Source organism: Bradyrhizobium sp. CCBAU 11434, from assembly GCF_028128895.1.
Taxonomy (GTDB): domain Bacteria; phylum Pseudomonadota; class Alphaproteobacteria; order Rhizobiales; family Xanthobacteraceae; genus Bradyrhizobium; species Bradyrhizobium zhengyangense.
In genome coordinates this window covers 233,005-249,756 of record NZ_LBJX01000011.1, presented here as the reverse complement: position 1 = coordinate 249,756, position 16,752 = coordinate 233,005, and the positions used below count along the sequence as shown (strand labels likewise).

General features: G+C 66.4%; 16 protein-coding genes and 1 riboswitch. Of the genes, 6 read left to right on the top strand and 10 right to left on the bottom strand.

The features are described 5' to 3' along the window. Positions 1-5: 5 nt before the first annotated feature. Entirely contained in the window at positions 6-752 is a 747-nt protein-coding gene (locus XI06_RS08655; protein ID WP_237859110.1) for a cobalt-precorrin-6A reductase, read from the top strand. On the opposite strand, the gene cobJ is transcribed toward XI06_RS08655, so the two are convergent. Genes cobJ through XI06_RS08620 form a run of 7 tightly spaced genes read right to left on the bottom strand, consistent with a single transcriptional unit; the run spans position 728 to position 8,632 of the window. Then, entirely contained in the window at positions 728-1,462 is a 735-nt protein-coding gene (gene cobJ, locus XI06_RS08650; protein WP_271605054.1) for a precorrin-3B C(17)-methyltransferase, read from the bottom strand. The genes XI06_RS08655 and cobJ overlap by 25 nt on opposite strands. Then, positions 1,459-2,190, bottom strand: a complete 732-nt coding sequence (locus XI06_RS08645) for a precorrin-2 C(20)-methyltransferase (RefSeq protein ID WP_237859112.1) — start codon at positions 2,188-2,190, stop codon at positions 1,459-1,461. Before XI06_RS08645 ends, cobJ begins: the two co-directional genes overlap by 4 nt. Before the next feature lie 2 nt (positions 2,191-2,192). Further along, positions 2,193-2,822 carry a precorrin-8X methylmutase gene (locus XI06_RS08640; RefSeq protein WP_237869786.1) on the bottom strand — a complete coding sequence of 210 codons (630 nt, stop codon included), beginning with the start codon at positions 2,820-2,822 and terminating at the stop codon, positions 2,193-2,195. Then, positions 2,822-3,982: a precorrin-3B synthase gene (cobG, locus tag XI06_RS08635; protein ID WP_271605053.1), complete on the bottom strand. Its 1,161-nt coding sequence runs from the start codon at positions 3,980-3,982 to the stop codon at positions 2,822-2,824. Before cobG ends, XI06_RS08640 begins: the two co-directional genes overlap by 1 nt. Then, complete coding sequence (cobN, locus tag XI06_RS08630) at positions 3,979-7,227, bottom strand: cobaltochelatase subunit CobN (protein ID WP_271605052.1); 3,249 nt, start codon at positions 7,225-7,227, stop codon at positions 3,979-3,981. The genes cobG and cobN overlap by 4 nt, the downstream gene beginning before the upstream one ends. After that, positions 7,227-8,261, bottom strand: a complete 1,035-nt coding sequence (gene cobW / locus XI06_RS08625) for a cobalamin biosynthesis protein CobW (protein WP_271605051.1) — start codon at positions 8,259-8,261, stop codon at positions 7,227-7,229. The genes cobN and cobW overlap by 1 nt, the downstream gene beginning before the upstream one ends. Further along, positions 8,258-8,632, bottom strand: coding sequence for a DUF1636 domain-containing protein (locus XI06_RS08620; RefSeq protein ID WP_271605050.1), 375 nt, complete (start codon positions 8,630-8,632; stop codon positions 8,258-8,260). The genes cobW and XI06_RS08620 overlap by 4 nt, the downstream gene beginning before the upstream one ends. 96 nt (positions 8,633-8,728) lie before the next feature. Continuing rightward, positions 8,729-8,946: riboswitch (cobalamin riboswitch) on the bottom strand. A 40-nt stretch (positions 8,947-8,986) separates the two neighbouring features. On the opposite strand from XI06_RS08620, the gene cobO reads away from it, so the two are divergent. Continuing rightward, positions 8,987-9,646 carry a cob(I)yrinic acid a,c-diamide adenosyltransferase gene (gene cobO, locus XI06_RS08615; protein WP_271605049.1) on the top strand — a complete coding sequence of 220 codons (660 nt, stop codon included), beginning with the start codon at positions 8,987-8,989 and terminating at the stop codon, positions 9,644-9,646. Between the two features lie 5 nt (positions 9,647-9,651). After that, a complete protein-coding gene (locus XI06_RS08610) occupies positions 9,652-11,100 on the top strand; it encodes a cobyric acid synthase (RefSeq protein WP_271605048.1) in 1,449 nt (482 codons plus the stop codon). On the opposite strand, the gene cobD is transcribed toward XI06_RS08610, so the two are convergent. Together cobD and cbiB are read right to left on the bottom strand one after the other, a co-directional pair. Next, entirely contained in the window at positions 11,089-12,054 is a 966-nt protein-coding gene (gene cobD, locus XI06_RS08605) for a threonine-phosphate decarboxylase CobD (protein ID WP_271605047.1), read from the bottom strand. The two genes, XI06_RS08610 and cobD, sit on opposite strands and share 12 nt — an antisense overlap. An 11-nt stretch (positions 12,055-12,065) precedes the next feature. Beyond that, the gene (cbiB, locus tag XI06_RS08600) at positions 12,066-13,007 is read right to left on the bottom strand and encodes an adenosylcobinamide-phosphate synthase CbiB (RefSeq protein WP_237859127.1); all 942 of its coding nucleotides are present in this window, start codon (positions 13,005-13,007) and stop codon (positions 12,066-12,068) included. Positions 13,008-13,128: 121 nt separating this feature from the next. On the opposite strand from cbiB, the gene cobU reads away from it, so the two are divergent. Genes cobU through bluB form a run of 3 tightly spaced genes read left to right on the top strand, consistent with a single transcriptional unit; the run spans position 13,129 to position 15,050 of the window. Then, complete coding sequence (gene cobU, locus XI06_RS08595; RefSeq protein ID WP_237859128.1) at positions 13,129-13,632, top strand: bifunctional adenosylcobinamide kinase/adenosylcobinamide-phosphate guanylyltransferase; 504 nt, start codon at positions 13,129-13,131, stop codon at positions 13,630-13,632. Next, positions 13,629-14,414 carry an adenosylcobinamide-GDP ribazoletransferase gene (gene cobS, locus XI06_RS08590; protein WP_271605046.1) on the top strand — a complete coding sequence of 262 codons (786 nt, stop codon included), beginning with the start codon at positions 13,629-13,631 and terminating at the stop codon, positions 14,412-14,414. Before cobU ends, cobS begins: the two co-directional genes overlap by 4 nt. Before the next feature lie 3 nt (positions 14,415-14,417). Continuing rightward, positions 14,418-15,050 (top strand): 5,6-dimethylbenzimidazole synthase, encoded by a 633-nt coding sequence (gene bluB / locus XI06_RS08585; RefSeq protein WP_237859130.1) that lies wholly within the window; start codon positions 14,418-14,420, stop codon positions 15,048-15,050. A gap of 7 nt (positions 15,051-15,057) precedes the next feature. On the opposite strand, the gene XI06_RS08580 is transcribed toward bluB, so the two are convergent. Continuing rightward, entirely contained in the window at positions 15,058-16,752 is a 1,695-nt protein-coding gene (locus XI06_RS08580) for a ShlB/FhaC/HecB family hemolysin secretion/activation protein (RefSeq protein WP_271605045.1), read from the bottom strand.

Genomic DNA, 16,752 nt, shown 5'->3' with positions numbered 1-16,752 from the left:
CAGCCATGATGCGCGCCCTTATTCTGGGCGGGATTGCCGATGCGAGCCTGCTCGCCGCGGAGATCGCGCGCGCAGGGATTGATGCGGTGTATTCCTACGGTGGGCGCACGCGCGCGCCTGCCGATCAGCCGCTGCCGACCCGCATCGGCGGCTTTGGCGGCGTGAGCGGACTTGCTGATTATATCCGTAGCGAACGCATCACCCATGTGATCGACGCGACGCATCCCTTTGCCGCCGAGATGAGCCGTCATGCCATCGACGCGTGCGCGGAGACCGGTACGCCGCTGATCGCGCTGGAGCGCGCTTCTTGGGTGAAAGCACCCGGCGACATCTGGATTGAAGTCGGCGATGTCAACGCAGCGGCCGCCGCGCTGCCCGAGGCGCCGGCCAACGTGTTTCTCGCCATCGGCCGTCAGCACATCGCGCCGTTCGCAACGAAGCCACAGCACGCCTACACGCTGCGGTTCGTCGATCCGCCCGAAGCGCCCCTGCCCTTCGCCGCGGATGTGATCGTATCGCGCGGACCGTTCACGCTTGACGGCGAATTGGAGATGATGCGCACGCGCGGCATCGCCTCGATCGTCGCCCGCAATTCCGGCGGCGACGGCGCCCGCGCCAAGATCGATGCGGCCCGCATCCTCGGCCTGCCCGTGATCATGATCTCGCGACCAAAGCTGCCTGAACGGCTGCGGGTGGAGAGCGTCGCTGAGGTGATGCAGTGGCTCGGTCATCGGACCTGCCTCGGCGCATAGACCCAGCGGCCGACGCGCCGCGTCTGGGAATTGCCGACGATGACCAGCGTGCGCATATCGGCCATCTCAGGCGTCGCGTCATTCAGCGTCACGGTCGCGATCTTCTCGTCGGAAGCGCTGATCGCGCGCGCGAAGATCACGAGGCGCTCGCCGCAACCAGCCTCCTTCAACACGGCCAGCGCGCGGCCAAATCCTTCCGGCCGGCTCGCCGAGCGCGGATTATACATCGCAATCGAAAAATCCGCTTCCGCGGCAAGCCGCAGCCGCTTCTCGATCACCGTCCACGGCTTCAGATTATCGGAGAGATTGATCGCACAGAAATCATGGCCCAGCGGCGCACCGGCGCGCGCGGCGGCGGCCAGCATCGCGGTGATGCCAGGCAGCACGCGGATCGGCAGATCCTGATAGTGCGGCGCCCGTTCGAGCGCCTCGAACACGGCCGAGGCCATCGCGAAGACGCCGGGGTCGCCGGAGGAGACGATAACGACCTGGCCGCCTTCGGCCGCGAGCCTTAATGCTTCAGCCGCACGCTGGAGCTCCTCGCGATTGTCGGAGGGATGCAGGGTGAGCCCGGGTCGCGCCGGCACCCGCGCAACATAGGGCGCGTAACCCAAGATATCGGTCGCGGCAGCGAGCGCGGCGGACACCTCCGGCGTCACCAGCGCCTCGCTACCCGGGCCGAGGCCCGCGATGGTCAGCGTGCCCGTCATTCGGCGGCGTCCGGAAGCCGGCCCTTGCCGTGCACCAATACGATCGCGAAGTAAGGACACTCAGCGGCGTCGATCTCCGCAAGCCGCGCGACGCGCTCGCCCGGCATGGTGCCGCGCTCGACCAGCCAGGCATCGTTGAGCCGCCCGGCGGACGCGAGCGCGCGCCGCACTTTTGCAAGATTACGTCCGGTCTTCATGATCACAACCGCATCGGAATCGCGCATGCGGCGTTCGAGCTCGGCTTCAGGAAGCGTGCCCATCAGCACCGTCGTCACGTCGTCGCCGAGGGCAATCGGCTGGCCGACGCCATTCCAGCAGCCGACCATGCCGGGAATGCCGGCAATCACCTCGATCTCGACGCGGCCCTGCAGGCGCGTGTGGAGGTGCATGAAGGAGCCGTAAAAATAGGGATCGCCCTCGCAGAGCACGACCACGTCGACGGCACGCGAAAGCCGCGCCAGGCGCTCCGCCCATTCGTCGTAGAAGCCGGCGAGAAGCTGGACATAGTCCGGGCTGTCGAAGGCAATCTCGGTCGTGACAGGGTATTCCATGGGATATTCAGTGACGTCGCCAGCCAGCATCCCCTCGACAATGCGCCGCGCCTGCCCGGGCCGACCCTTCTTGCGGAAATAGGCAACGTGCTTGGCGCCACGCACCGTGCGATCGGCGCGCACGCTCATCAGATCAGGATCGCCAGGGCCGAGACCGCAGCAGATGATGCGTCCCATGGCTATTCGCTCCGGTTCGCCAGTGCATTCACGGCAGCGACCGTGATCGCGGAGCCGCCGAGGCGGCCTTCAACGGTGAGTGCCGGCACTGGCGGATCAGCCATCAACGCGGCCTTTGACTCAGCCGCGCCGACGAAGCCGACGGGACAGCCGATGATCGCCGCCGGCCGCGGACAGTCGCGATCTTCAAGCATGTTGAGCAGATGAAACAGCGCGGTCGGCGCATTGCCGATCGCGACGATCGCGCCGTCGAGATGCGGCCGCCACAACTCCAGTGCCGCGGCCGAGCGGGTGTTGCGCATGGATCGCGCCAGCGCGGCAACGGTCTCATCGGCAAGCGTGCAGATCACGGCATTTGCCGCAGGCAGTCTGGCGCGCGTAATTCCCTCAGACACCATCCGCGCATCGCACAGGATCGGCGCGCCCTTCTGCAAGGCCGCGCGCGCGGCGATTGCCATGCCCGGCGTGAAGCGGATATGCGCCTCGAGGCCGACCATGCCGGCGGCATGGATCATCCGCACCACGACCTGCTCCTCCTCAGGCGTGAAGCGCGCCAGATCGGCCTCGGCCCGTATAGTGGCAAAGGATTGTCGGTAGATCGCCGCACCATCGGTCTCGTAAATATGCGGCATCAGTGCCCTCCCATCAGAATGGAGGGATCGCGAACGATGTCGTCGCGGTCGAGCCCGCGCAGGATCGGCTCGTCGCGCGTCGAGCCGCCGCGCACGAGATCGAATCCCTTGGCCGTCGCGACCAGCGTGATCGCGGCCGCGCCGGAATGGGCGCAGCCCTTGGCGCAGCCCGAAACGTGAAGCTGCGCGGCCCCACCGATGTTTTGCGCAAGCGCCGCCGCCAGCCCCCGCGTATCGGCATGGGCCTCGCGGCAGCGTGGTGCGCCGCTGCAGGCAATGACACGCAGCGCCGGATCGTAAGGCTCCGTGAGCAAGCCAGAGGCCGATGGCATTGTCCGCTTGCCCTCGCTCAAAACCATCCGCCACGGCGTCATCCGCAGCGCAAGCCCGCAAGCAGAGAGCTGATTGAGCGTCGTATGCGGCATCTGACCGAAGGCGATGCCGACCATGGCGCCTTGCGGATAGAGACCAGGACGCGCGGCGGCCATGATCGGCGCAGGCTCCGCCTGGCCGCGCAAGCCCTCAGGCATTTTTGCCCCGGCCGCAAGATGCGTTGCCATGCGCCCGCGCCCATCCCTGATACTTGATGCGACGAACCAGCGTGCGACAGCAAGTGCGGTGCTTACAGCCTCGCCACGCGCGACGCTGCGACCGAGCCTGACGCCATCCGCGCGCACGAGGAGGCCACCGGCAGCGTCACGTTCGATCCGCACATCAGCGGAATTTCCGGCAAGCACGCGCGAGGTGCCGTCATCGATGGCGAAGCCGAATTTCGTCGGCAGCTCGAGCGCAGAGCCCGCCAATGCCTCTTCGAGCTCGGCGGCGAGGGCCTGGGTCTCATCGCCCTCGCGCCAGAACGGCGTGACCAGGATGTTGCGCCGGGATTCAGTCTCGGCATCGGGATCGAGCAGCGTCAATTGTGCGAGCCCGTCGACCAGCAGCCGGTGGCTGGCCTCGCTGACGCCCCTGATCTGGAGATTGGCGCGGCTGGTCACGTCGATCAAACCATTGCCGTGGCGCTCGGCGAGGTGCGCGAGCCCGGCGGTCTGTGCGGCATCGAGCCGGCCGCCGAACGGGCGAACGCGGACCACGAGCCCATCGCCCGATTGCATCGGCCGCAGCGCGCCGGGACACCAGCCCTTCACCGACGCCGCGCTCATGACGCCTCCTTCAGCGCCGCCGCAATCGAATTGCGGCGCGTCCGCCAGAGCGAGGCCTCGTGCAGGCGCGTGAAGCAGGTTTCCATTACGGCAAGCGCCGCCGGATTCTCGCGGGCCAAGAAGGCGCGGACATCGCAGTCGCCGAGCGTCGCATCATAGTAGAGATCGAACAGATGCGGCGGCACGGCGCCGGCGAGATGAGCAAAGGTGGCCATATGCTCCAGCGTCGCTGATATCTCGGCTGCCCCGCGAAAACCGTGGCGCATCATGCCGGCGATCCAGGCCGGATTGGCCGCGCGGGCGCGGACGACGCGGGAGATTTCCTCGGTCAGTGTACGCGCCTGCGGCTGATCTGGCCGCGTCGTGTCGAGATGATAGAGCGATGGCCCTGTTGCACCGAGATGCGCGGCCGCTGCAGCGACGCCGGCTTCGTGCGCAGCATAATCGGCGGCAAGCAACAGATCGGTCTCGGGTAGATCCTGCGTGTGGACGAACGCATCGGCAGACGCGAGCCGCTGCTCGATACCGGTGCGATCCGGCCTGATCTCGCCATCGGCGGAGAACGCCCACGACGATGCCGATAGCCAGGCTTCGCCGGCCGCATCGCGCGTCTCCGATGTGAACGCATCGGGGATGGCCGAAAGGCCGACGCCGTATTGTCCGGGGCGCGGCGCGAACACACGGGAAGCGCGATGGCGATAAGGATTTTCGTCGCCCTCTTCCTCGCGCGATGCGAGCGCTTCGGAAGCAGCTTCGAACAATTGCGCCAGGCCCGCGAATACATCGCGGAACAGGCCGGACACGCGTAGCGTCACGTCGATTCGGGGACGGCCGAGCTCAGCCGGCGCGATGATGTCGTAGCCGGTGACGCGGCCGGAGGCATAATCCCAGTGCGGCGCGAGGCCGGCCAGATGCAGCGCCATCGCGAACTCCTCGCCCGCGGTGCGCATCGTCGCCGAGCCCCAGAGATCGACCACGAGGCCGTTCGGCCAGTCGCCATGATCCTGCAAATGACGACGCAGCAGCTCTTCGGCGAGCTTGATGCCCTGCGCATGCGCTGAGGGCGTCGGCACGGCGCGCGGATCGACGGCGAAGAGATTGCGTCCCGTCGGCAGCACGTCCTGGCGTCCGCGATAGGGCGAGCCGGACGGGCCCGGCGCCACGCGTTGTCCTGCGAGCGCGATGCGTAGCGCATCCCGCTCAGCATCGCCACAGGCCCCGCGGCCGAACACGTGCAGGCCCTCGCCGAACTGGCTTTCCTTGAGATCGCAGACGAAGCGATCGATCCGCGGGATGGCTTCGGCTGGCGCAGCCGAGGCTACAATACCAAGATCGTCTTCGAGGCCGGCCGCACGCGCCTCGTCGCGGATCGCGGCGATCAGGCGCTGACGGCGGGCGGGGTCGAGACCATCGGCGGTCGAATATTCGTCGAGCAGGCGTTCGAGCCGGCGAAGGCCTTCCGGTATCGCGGATTGTTCGAGCGGCGGCGGCAGATGGCCGATGGTGACGGCGCCGATCCGCCGCTTGGCCTGCGCAGCCTCGCCGGGATCATTGACGATGAAGGGATAGATCACAGGGAGATCGCCGATCAGCGCTTCCGGCCAGCACGCGGATGAAAGGGCCACGGATTTCCCCGGCAGCCATTCCAGCGTGCCATGCGCGCCCATATGCACAACAGCATCGATCCCCTGCCCGCGGAGCCAGAGATAGAATGCAACATAGGCATGGCGCGGCGTGCGGGCGAGATCGTGATAGTCGCCATCGCGTGTCGCCGCATCGCCCCGCTCGGGCTGGACCGCGATGATCGATCGGCCGCTTGCGATGGCTGCGAAGTGGAAAGCGCCATCGCGGCAGCTCGGATCGTTCTCCGCCGCGCCCCAGGCTTGCGCGAGATCGTCCTGCAAACCTTGCGGAAGCTGCGAGAGCGCCGCGCGGTAGTCTGCGACACTCCATGTCAATTTCTGCTTCAGCAACGTCTCGCCGAGTGCATGCACCGGCGCAACATCAAAGCCGGCCTCCCCGAGATCGGCCACCAGCGCTTCGACCGACGCCAGCGCATCGAGACCGACCGCATGTGCGATCTGATGCGGACGCCCGGGATAGTTCGACAGGACGATGGCCAACCGCTTCACGGCCGCCGGCTTCCAGGCAAGCCTTCGCCAAGCAGCGACGCGGGCGACAACCGCTTTCACACGCTCCTCATCCGGCCTATGGGCCAGATGCGAGATCTGCAGATCGGGATCGCGTTCCGCGGCCGACTTGAAACTCACCACGCCGGCGAACAGGCGGCCGTCGACCTCAGGCAGCACTACATGCATGGCGAGATCGCCAGGCGACAGGCCGCGCAGCGATTCCGCCCAGTCCTCGCGCCGCGCCGAGGAGAGCGCGACCTGGAAGATGGGACACGGCGCAGCGTCGAACGGCGTCGTGCCGTCGTCGCCCATCGCCGAGAACGCCGTCGCGTTGACGATCGCGGCTGGCGGATTTTGCGCGAGATGCGCGCGAAGCCAATCTCCGACGCCTGCCGCCTTTAGCGACGTGACGAAGGCCCCATAGGCGTCAAAACCCTTCTCGCGCAACGCGGCGATCAGCGTATCGACGGGACCGGTGTCGGCAGCCGTGAGATAGGAGCGATAGAACGTCACGAGCGTGAGGGGCTTCCGCTCGCGCGGCGTCGGCGCGGCAATGACACCACGCGCAGGGTCGTAAAAGCCCATTTCGGGCACGTTCATCTCGCCGACAACAGGCCCGGCATAAAGGCCTGAGGCCAGCGCGAGCTGCGCAATCGCGGCTTGCGCCGCGACGGGACCGCCTGTGTCGCAGAGCGCTTTGAGCCGGCGCAGCGTCGAAACCGGCAAGGTCGAGTACGCATCCAGCCTGATGTCGTCGCGGCCGTCGGCCGGCAGCACGGCGAGAACGATATTGCGGTCTTTGGCCAGTTGCTGGAGCGCCGCCAGCCCGTATGGCCAGTAGGATTCACCGCCGATGAGGCGCACCAGAATGCCGCGCGCCTGCGACAGCGTGCGCTCGATATAGGTGTCGACCGAGAGAGGATGACGCAGTTCCGCGAGATTGGCGAGCCGCAGCGACGGCAGGCTGTCCTGGCCACGCCGCCAGCCCGCCGCGAACGCCGCAAGGTCGGAATCCGAGAACGAGAGTACCACGAGATCGGCCGGGTCCTGGCCAATGTCCCTTGGCGTCGTGGTCTCCTCGAGACCGCGGCTCTCGCGGAAGACGACGTGCATTAGACTCCCAGTCCCGCTCTAATCGCGACCTCGTCAATATCGCCGTGCTCGCCGATCACGACGAGCTTTGATTGCCTGTTGCCTGCACCCCAGGGCTTGTCGAACTGGTGGCGCACGCGTTCACCGACCGCTTGCAGCAGCAGCCGCATCGGCTTGCCCGCGACGGCGATGTAGCCTTTGACGCGAAGCACGTTTTGCTCGCGCGAAAGACGCTGCACCGACGCGACCAGCACATCGATGTCGGTGACCTCTGGAAGATCGATCACGACGGAGGCAAAATCGTCGTGCTCGTGGTCGTCCTCACCATCATGATGCGAGGGACGCGCGGCGAGATCGTTCTCGGCGGCAGCGCCGAGGCCGAGGATCACGCGCGCGTCGATGGCACCGTCAGTGATCGACAGCATCGGCACGCGGCGCGGCATCTCGGCGGTGATCAACGCCTTGGCGGCCTCGATGCCCGCGGCGCCTGCGAGATCGGCCTTGGTTAGCAGCACGATATCGGCGCAGGCGATCTGGTCCTCGAACACTTCTGACAGCGGCGTCTCGTGATCGAGATTCCCATCCGCCGCGCGCTGCGCTTCGACGGCAGCCGGGTCCGGCGCGAAACGACCGGCGGCCACCGCCTCGGCATCGGCCAGCGCAATCACGCCATCGACCGTGATGCGCGAGCGAATCTCCGGCCAGTCGAACGCCTTCAGCAGCGGCTTTGGCAGCGCCAGGCCTGAGGTCTCGATCAGGATGTGATCGGGCCGCACTGGCCGTGCCAGCAGCTTCTCCATGGTCGGAATGAAATCGTCGGCAACGGTGCAGCAGATGCAGCCATTGGCGAGTTCGACGATGTTCTCCTCCGGGCAGTTCTCATCGGCGCAGGACTTCAGGATCTCACCATCGACACCTTCGCTACCGAACTCGTTGACAAGCACGGCGAGCTTCATGCCATTGGGATTGCTGAGCAGATGCTGGATCAGCGTCGTCTTGCCCGAACCGAGAAAGCCGGTGACCACGGTCACAGGAACTTTTGCAAGCGAGTTCATTCGGCGGCCTCCGGCAACACGGCGATGGGGGGAATGCGCGCAAGCGATTGCTTGCGGAAGATTTCGGGGCGGCTGCGCCAGGGCACGAGGCCATCGGGCGCGGCAGCATAGGCGGCAGCGCCCGCAACCACGTCCCGCGCGTTGGCATCCGACAGGCGGCCATAGACATAGGACCAGCGACCGGGCGCGCTGAGCGCGACCGAGCAGCCCTGGCTGCATGCAGACAGGCACTCGACGGGAACCACGCTGACGCCCTCGGGCACGCCGGCTTCGAGAATCGCGCCGTGCAGGCGCTTGCCGGGCGTGGTCTCGCCTTCGCCCAGCGTCTGGCCGGCGCGGCAGGTGATGCAGACGTGCAGTGTGACAATCATCGCCTCTTCCAGAAGTATCAGCGGGAGGCGAAGAGGCTCACGGACCTTGCTTGCGACGGTCCGTTTCCCCGTCGCGGAACACCCCGTCCGCCGGTCCAAACATCGTCCGCGCTGGCAGGTCTCCCGGCTTGCGGAGCAGGGTTTCCCCTTCGATCCCCGCCTTCCCGATCCCTGGGGGATCAGTGGCTTTGGGCATCTCTCCGGTCACGGTCGCGGGGGCGGCTGCATTTTGGACCCAAATCTTGCCGATTCGGACCCTATCGCATTCCCTCTTCGCCTGTCATAGGACAGGAACCAACGCCGGGCCACCATTTGCCCCCGGCCGCCTCTTGTCAAGCCGAAGGACCGGATACGATGACGACTGAACCGGAGACCCAAACGGCCGACGAAACCGACGCCAAGAATGACGCCAAGACTGACGCAAAGCACGCCGCCAAAATGGCGAAGATCAAGGTCGCCCGCGACAAGATCATGGCCACCAAGAGCGGCGAAAAAGGCCTCATCATCGTCCACACCGGCGCCGGCAAGGGCAAGTCCTCCTCCGCCTTCGGCATGATCGTGCGCTGTGTCGCCCATGGCTTCCCCTGCGCCGTGGTGCAGTTCATCAAGGGCGCCTGGGATACCGGCGAGCGGCGCCTGCTCACCGGCCATTTCGGCGAGCTCTGCCAGTTCCACGCCATGGGCGAAGGGTTCACCTGGGAGACGCAGGACCGCGCCCGCGACATCGCGGCCGCGCGCGCCGGCTGGGAGAAGGCCAAGCAGCTGATTCTCGATGAGAGCCTGCACATGGTCGTGCTCGACGAGATCAACATCGCGCTGCGCTACGACTATCTCGACATCGCCGAAATCGTCGATTTCCTGAAGACCTCGAAGCCGCCGATGACGCATGTCGTGCTCACCGGCCGCAATGCCAAGGACGAGCTGATCGAGATCGCCGACCTCGTCACCGAGATGACGCTGGTGAAGCATCCGTTCCGCTCCGGCATCAAGGCGCAGCCCGGCGTCGAGTTCTGAGATCAATGACACGCGCGCTGATGATCCAGGGGGCCGGCTCGGACGTGGGCAAGTCGCTCATCGTCGCCGGTCTCGCGCGGGCCTTCACACGGCGCGGATTGCGCGTGCTTCCCTTCAAGCCCCAGAACATGTCGAACAATGCGGCCGTCACCGTCGATGGGGGCGAGATCGGCCGCGCCCAAGCGTTGCAAGCGCTCGCCGCCGGTGTCGAGCCGCATACCGACATGAATCCGGTGCTGCTGAAACCCGAGACTGATGTCGGCTCGCAGGTCATCGTGCACGGCAAGCGCATCGCAACCGCACGCGCGCGCGAATATGTGGCGATGAAACCATCGCTGATGGGCGCGGTGCTGGAGAGCTTTGAACGGCTGAAGGCGCGCGCTGATCTGGTGCTGGTCGAAGGCGCCGGCAGCCCGGCCGAGGTGAATTTGCGCAAGGCCGACATCGCCAATATGGGCTTTGCCCGCAAGGCCGACGTTCCGGTCGTGCTGGTCGGCGACATCGACCGCGGCGGCGTCATCGCACAGCTGGTCGGTATCAAAACGGTGATCGACCCTGATGATGCCGCAATGATCCAGGGCTTTGTCATCAACAAGTTCCGCGGCGATCCCACACTGTTCGACGACGGCTACAAGCTGATTGAACAAAAGACTGCATGGCGCGGCCTCGGCGTGCTGCCGTGGTTTCCGCGCGCCGGCGAGCTACCGGCCGAGGATGCGCTGGGCCTGAGCGACGCGCGCAAGCCCGGCCAGTGCAAGATCGCCTGCCTCGCGCTGTCGCGGATCGCCAATTTCGACGATCTCGATCCGCTCAAGCTCGAGCCTTCAGTCGATCTCGTGATGGTGCGCCCGGGCGAAGCGATCCCCGGCGATGTCAGGCTCGTCATCATCCCCGGCTCAAAGTCCACGCGGGGCGATCTCGCCTTCCTGCGCGCGCAAGGCTGGGACATCGATCTCATCGCGCACCGCCGCAGGGGCGGCCATGTGCTCGGCCTCTGCGGCGGCTATCAGATGCTCGGGCGCAGCGTTGCTGATCCGGCCGGAATCGAAGGTCCTGCCGGCGATACACAGGGTCTCGGGCTACTGGACGTGACGACCGTGATGAGTCCGCAGAAGACGCTGACGCGTGTGGCAGCCGTTCACGCGGCGACTGATCAGCCGATCCAGGCTTACGAAATCCACATAGGCCGCACTGATGGACCCGACCGCACGCGGCCGTTCGCGAAGTTGAACGGCGAGCCGGAGGGTGCGATTTCACGCGACGGGCGCGTGCAGGGCAGCTATCTGCACGGCCTGTTCACGTCGGACGATTTCCGCAAGGCATATCTGGCAAAGCTCGACATTCCCGCAGGCGAGGAGCCGTATCACGCCAGGGTCGAGAGCGCGCTCGAGGCCCTCGCCGATCACATCGAACGGCATCTTGACGTCGAAGGCCTGCTCGCGCTAGCGCGCTAGAATTTTGGCCAAGCGCGTCCATTCGGCCTCGGCGCCCGGAAGGCCGAGTCGCAGCCACGTCGGCTCTTTCGCAAACACCCGCGACCAGATCTGGCCGCCCGCGAGCTTTTCCTGCGCAACAAGCGCGTCAGGCGTTTCGTAGAGACGGAACAATGATGCGCCACCGACGAGCCGCCAGCCCTGCGCCTGCACCATCTCGTCGAGGCGCGCACAGTCCCGCACGAGCCGCGCTGACGTCGCCTTCGCCCAGGCATCATCATGCAAGGCGCGGCAGCCGATCGCGATCGCAGCGCCCGAGACCGGCCATGGACCTGATGCCGCCGCGAGCTTGCCGATGTCCTCCGCTTCGCCGATCGCGAAGCCGAGCCGCAGGCCGGCAAGACCATAAAACTTGCCGAACGAGCGGAGGATCAGCAGCCCCGGCTGACCGGCTTCCGAGGCGAGCGAGAGCTCGGGAACGGCGTCGGCAAAACTCTCGTCGATGACAAGGTGTCCAACGCGCGGCAACAGCGCGAGCAGGTCGTTCGGGTCGTGACGGCGGCCGTCGGGATTGTTGGGATTGATGACGATGGCAAGGTTCGCGCCCGCAAGCGCGTCGATCTCCTTCACCTCCTCGACCTGCCATCCCCCGGCTGAGAGAACGGACGCATATTCGTTGTAGGTCGGAGCGAGGATGCGGGCCAGGCCGCGCGGCGCGAGCTGTGGCAACAATTGAATGGCGGCTTGTGCGCCACCCATCGCGACAACAGGCGCTGATGTGCCATAGGCGTGTTGGGCAGCCCGATGCAGCGCCTCGATCTCGGATCGCGACGGCAGCGCCTGCCAGTGATGCGCTGATATCTTGCCCACGGGATAAGGCAGCCGGTTGATGCCGGTCGACAGATCCATCCAGTCTTCTGCGCGCCCGCCAAAACGCTGCCGGGCCAGATCGAGATTTCCACCGTGCTCGCGCATGTCCCGTTCTTTCACGCGAAGGCCAGGATCGCAAGCAGGCCCGCGAGCAACATCATGGCGCGGCGGTAGATCGCCAGTCCCCCGGCGATGTCGGCCGCAAGCGGATCGCGTGCGCCCTGGTTGAGCCAGGGCTCGTTCGTGACGCTGCCGTGATAGGTCCGGGGACCACTGAGCCGCACACCCAGCGCGCCGGCCATCGCCGCTTCCGGCCAGCCGGCATTGGGCGAGCGATGCCGGCGCGCATCACGCGTCATGCACGACAGCGCCTGGGAGCGCTGCGGTGCGAGCAGCACGAACAAAAATCCGCTCACGCGCGCCGGAATGAAGTTCGCGACATCGTCGATACGCGCGGCTGCCCAGCCAAAGGCCTCGTGCCGTTCGCTGCGATGGCCGATCATGGAATCCAGCGTATTGATGGCCTTGTAGCCGAGGATTCCCGGCAAGCCGAACAGCGCGCCCCAGAACACCGGCGCGACGACGCCGTCGGAGGCGTTCTCGGCGAGGCTCTCGATCGCCGCGCGTGCGATGCCGGCCTCATCGAGCGCGGCGGGATCGCGGCCGACGATGCGCGAGACCGCCTCGCGCGCGGCGGCGATGTCGTCGTCCAGCAGGGGCCTGGCGACAGCAGCAACATGATCATGCAGCGAGCGCAGTGCGACCAGCGGCCAGGCCAGGATGCCGATCAGCACGATCCGGATCCAGCCTGAGGGAAGCAGAGACTGAAGCAGCCAACCAAGCGCGACCGTGAGCGCAATCACCAGAAGCGCGCCGACGACGCCGGCGGCGCGGCGAAACGCTGGCGGGTCGGACTCGCGATTCCAGCTGGCGTCGACGGCTGCGATCAACCGGCCCAGCCAGGTCACGGGGTGGCCGAGCCGCGCGAACAGCCATGACGGCCAGCCCGTGAGGGCATCCACCGCCATCGCCACCACCATCGCGCCCGCAAAGCCCACATCCGCCTCCTGTCCCGCCCCTGTTGCGCAAAGCCAGGGGCAAGCGCAAGCCCCTGATCGGCTGATTTCGGCTTTGTCTTTGGCCGCGATTGGTGATTAGTCAGGCCCACAGGAGACTTTGATGGCCGTCATCTTGATCACGGGCGGAGCGCGATCGGGCAAGAGCAAGCGTGCGGAAACGCGCGCGCGTGCGTTTCCCGGGCAGCCCGTCTATGTCGCGACGGCCGAGGCGCTTGATGCCGAGATGGAGGCGCGCATCGCAAGACACCGCACGCGGCGCGGAACCGACTGGATCGAGCGGGAGGTGCCGCTCGATCTCGTGCCCGCGCTGATCGCAAGCGATGGCGGCGGTGCGCGGCTGGTGGATTGCCTGACGCTGTGGCTCTCCAATCTGATGCATGCCGAGCGCAACTGGGAGCACGCGGTGAGCGAACTCGCCGCCGCCCTGTCCCGTCTCAAGAGCCCCGTTGTCTTCGTCACCAACGAGGTGGGACTTGGCATCGTCCCCGACAATGCGCTGGCCCGCAGCTTTCGCGACGCTGCCGGCATCATGAACCAGACCATTGCAGCCGCCGCCGACGAAGTCGAGTTCGTGGTCGCCGGCCTGCCGATGAAGCTGAAATGACGCCGCGCGCCGACATTCTGAAAGACGTCGTCGCCGATCTCAGGATCGCGGCGTCCTTCGTCACGATCTTCCCCGTTGCCTCGTCGAAGCCATCTGGCGAAGGCACCGTCGCGCGCGCGACCTGGGCGCTGCCGGTCGCGGGATTGCTGGTTGGGTTTGCGGGCGCCTTCGTCTACAAGATCGCCATTGGCGTTGGACTGGCGCCGAACCTCGCCGCCCTGCTCGCGCTCGCGACGACCACGCTCATCACCGGCGCGCTCCACGAGGACGGGCTTGCCGATACCGCCGACGGGCTCGGCGGCGGCCGCACGCGCGAGCGCAAGCTCGAGATCATGCGCGACAGCCGGATCGGCAGTTATGGTGTCTGCGCACTGATCCTTTCATTCGGCCTGCGCTGGAGCGCGCTAGCGGCGATCGCCAATCCCTGGGCCGTGATGCTCGCACTCGTCTCCGCGCATGCGGCAGCGCGCGCGGGCTTGCCGGCCTTCATGTCGCTGGTCGCCCCGGCGCGCGCCGACGGGCTTTCGGCGAACGCAGGAGCGCCGCCTGGCCGCAGCGTGGCCACGGCGTTCGGTCTCGGAACGCTCGTGCTTGCGCTGGCGCTCGGGCCGGCCAAGGCTCTGGTCGGCCTCGCGCTGCTGTCAGCAGCCGGATTGATCCTGGCGCGACTTGCCATTCGCCAGATCGGCGGACACACCGGCGACATCCTCGGCACGTTCGAGCAGGTCGGCGAGATCCTGATCCTGCTGGTCGCGGCAGCCTTCCTCCACGGCGGAGGATGAGCCATGGTCGAGTTCGACGATACCTTCCGCCGGCAATTGCGCGAGCTGTTCGTGTGGCGCCGCGACGTGCGCCGCTTTCGCAACCGGGCGCTGCCTGACGGCGCCGTGGAGCGGCTGATCGACACCGCCTGCCTGTCGCCGTCCGTCGGCCTGAGCCAGCCGTGGCGCTTCGTCATCGTCGATGATCCCGCGCGGCGCCGCGCCGTGATCGACGACTTCAAGACGTGCAACGCCGATGCGCTCGGCTGCTATTCCGGCGAGCGCGCCGCCCGTTATGCCACGCTCAAGCTCTCGGGTCTCGAACAGGCACCTTGCCACCTCGCAATCTTCGCCGAAAAGGCCAGCGACATCGGCCACGGCCTCGGCCGCGCCACCATGCCGGAGACCTTGGAATATTCCGTGGTCGCGGCCATCACCGCGATGTGGCTCGCCGCGCGCGCCGAGGGCATCGGGCTCGGCTGGGTCTCCATCCTCAGCCCGCAGCGCATCCACGGCGTGCTCGACGTGCCCGCCTCCTGGAAGTTCATCGCCTATCTCTGCATCGGCTACCCCGAGGCCGAGTGCGACCAGCCCGAGCTCGAGCGGGCGAAGTGGGAGCATCGGCGGGACGCGAGCGAGTTCACGCTGCGGCGCTAGAGAGGCCTTACGACTTGCTCTTGTCTGCAACAGCCGCCACAGGCGTGGCGGTGTGCTGCTTCTCGAACATCAACAGCGGGCGAAAGATGACGCGGCCATACGCCTCGTAATGGTGCTGGGTCGAGACCGCATTCTTCAGCGGTGTCGCGTAATTGGCCTCGAACGTCATGAACTGCGCATAGGTCCAGGAGAAGCCGACGCCGACGGAGGCCATTTCGGTGATGCCGGGGGCTGTCGAATACACCGCACCCCAGTCGGTGAAGATGTAGGTGTCAAATCCCCGCAGCCATTGCGACCAGTTGTAGTGCAGCTCGGCGTTGAAATAATAGCCGCTGTCGCCGGACGCCGCGTTGGACGGATAGCCGCGCACCGTCGTCGGACCACCGATTGTAAAAATCTGGTCGCCCGGCAGCAGCTTTTCCTGCGTGTACTGCCAGCTCGCCAGCACATTGGTGCTGAAATTGGGGGGACCGGCCGCGCTGGTCGCACTCAGCGAGCCGGTATAGGTGTTGAACGTGCGGTTGTTGCCGAGCACGTGGTCCTGCCATTCGATGTAGTTCACGGCGGGCGAGACCGTGATCGAATAGGTGTTGCCGGAATTGGTCACGGAGACGCCGGCCGTGGCCTTGTCATAATGGTCGTCGGTCACCGCAACCGTCGAGAAGCGGCTCACCGTCTTGCCCTCGGTCTCGGCGGCGTTGAGCAACACCAGCCAGTTCTGCGTCGCCCAGACCGGTTGGCTGAAATTCACCGCGGCCTGGCTCGACCGCCCGGTGACGTCGAGCGCAACGAACGGCCCCTCGATGATCTTGATCTTGCCTTCGGTATAGCTGACGCCGACGCGTCCGCCCCAGGGATTGACCGGCACGCTGTAGGCGACATTGCCGTTGAGGTTGCCGTCGGAGCGGACGCCGTAGAAGGTCAGGCGGTCGTCGACGCCGAACAGGCCGTGGCGCTTGTAGAAAGTGCCGCCCTCCCAGCGCCCGGTGTTTTCGGAGCCCTGGTTGTCGACGAAGAGCTGCCAGGTGTCGACCGGCGGCTCGATCACCGCGAACTGGAGATCGGTCAGGCCGAAGCTCGTGCCGGGCTGGAGCAGCGCCTTGATCTGCACGTCGTTGGTCCGGTTGAACCAGGTCACGTCGCGATTGAGCTTGGGAACGTCGAGGACCTCGCCTTCCGGCTCCTGCACCCGCTGGAGGATATAGTCGGTCCGGGTCTGCTGGTTGCCCTCGACGGTGGTCTTCTGCAGCCGGCCTTCGGTTAGCTTGATCTTGACCGTCCCGTCCTTGGGATCCTGATCCGGCAGCGTCGCGATGCCGGTGACGATCCCACGCTCCGTATAGATCGCGTTGATGTCCGCGACGATCTGCAACAGCGTCGCGATATCGACATTCTTGCCGACATATTTCTTGGCGATCTCATCGAGCTCGGCCTGCGTGATGAACTTGGACGGGTCGAACTCGAGCTTGCGCAGGCGGAATTTCGGGCCGCCCGGCCTCATCAGCGGGGACTTTTCCCTTTGGCCACCGACCACGGCGGGACCGTTCAGCTTGGGCGGCGCGCTCTGCTGTTCGAACTGGCGGCGTTGCCGGTCGACGTCGTTCTGAATGGCGCCGGGATTGATCGAGGGCACCTGCGCGCGCGCGGCGACGATGCTCGACGCCGCAAGCCCGATCCCCAGTGCCGCCCCCAGAATCCGCAT

Excerpts from the sequence above, each read along its gene's own strand:
- bluB (WP_237859130.1), top strand. The coding sequence starts at position 14,418 with ATGGTCGAGTTCGACGATACCTTCCGCCGGCAATTGCGCGAGCTGTTC.
- XI06_RS08580 (WP_271605045.1), bottom strand. The coding sequence starts at position 16,752 with ATGCGGATTCTGGGGGCGGCACTGGGGATCGGGCTTGCGGCGTCGAGC.
- cobJ (WP_271605054.1), bottom strand. The coding sequence starts at position 1,462 with ATGACGGGCACGCTGACCATCGCGGGCCTCGGCCCGGGTAGCGAGGCG.
- XI06_RS08610 (WP_271605048.1), top strand. The coding sequence starts at position 9,652 with ATGACACGCGCGCTGATGATCCAGGGGGCCGGCTCGGACGTGGGCAAG.
- cobU (WP_237859128.1), top strand. The coding sequence starts at position 13,129 with ATGGCCGTCATCTTGATCACGGGCGGAGCGCGATCGGGCAAGAGCAAG.
- XI06_RS08655 (WP_237859110.1), top strand. The coding sequence starts at position 6 with ATGATGCGCGCCCTTATTCTGGGCGGGATTGCCGATGCGAGCCTGCTC.
- cobS (WP_271605046.1), top strand. The coding sequence starts at position 13,629 with ATGACGCCGCGCGCCGACATTCTGAAAGACGTCGTCGCCGATCTCAGG.
- cobD (WP_271605047.1), bottom strand. The coding sequence starts at position 12,054 with ATGCGCGAGCACGGTGGAAATCTCGATCTGGCCCGGCAGCGTTTTGGC.
- cobG (WP_271605053.1), bottom strand. The coding sequence starts at position 3,982 with ATGAGCGCGGCGTCGGTGAAGGGCTGGTGTCCCGGCGCGCTGCGGCCG.
- cobN (WP_271605052.1), bottom strand. The coding sequence starts at position 7,227 with ATGCACGTCGTCTTCCGCGAGAGCCGCGGTCTCGAGGAGACCACGACG.
- XI06_RS08640 (WP_237869786.1), bottom strand. The coding sequence starts at position 2,822 with ATGCCGCATATTTACGAGACCGATGGTGCGGCGATCTACCGACAATCC.
- cobW (WP_271605051.1), bottom strand. The coding sequence starts at position 8,261 with ATGAACTCGCTTGCAAAAGTTCCTGTGACCGTGGTCACCGGCTTTCTC.
- cobO (WP_271605049.1), top strand. The coding sequence starts at position 8,987 with ATGACGACTGAACCGGAGACCCAAACGGCCGACGAAACCGACGCCAAG.
- XI06_RS08645 (WP_237859112.1), bottom strand. The coding sequence starts at position 2,190 with ATGGGACGCATCATCTGCTGCGGTCTCGGCCCTGGCGATCCTGATCTG.
- XI06_RS08620 (WP_271605050.1), bottom strand. The coding sequence starts at position 8,632 with ATGATTGTCACACTGCACGTCTGCATCACCTGCCGCGCCGGCCAGACG.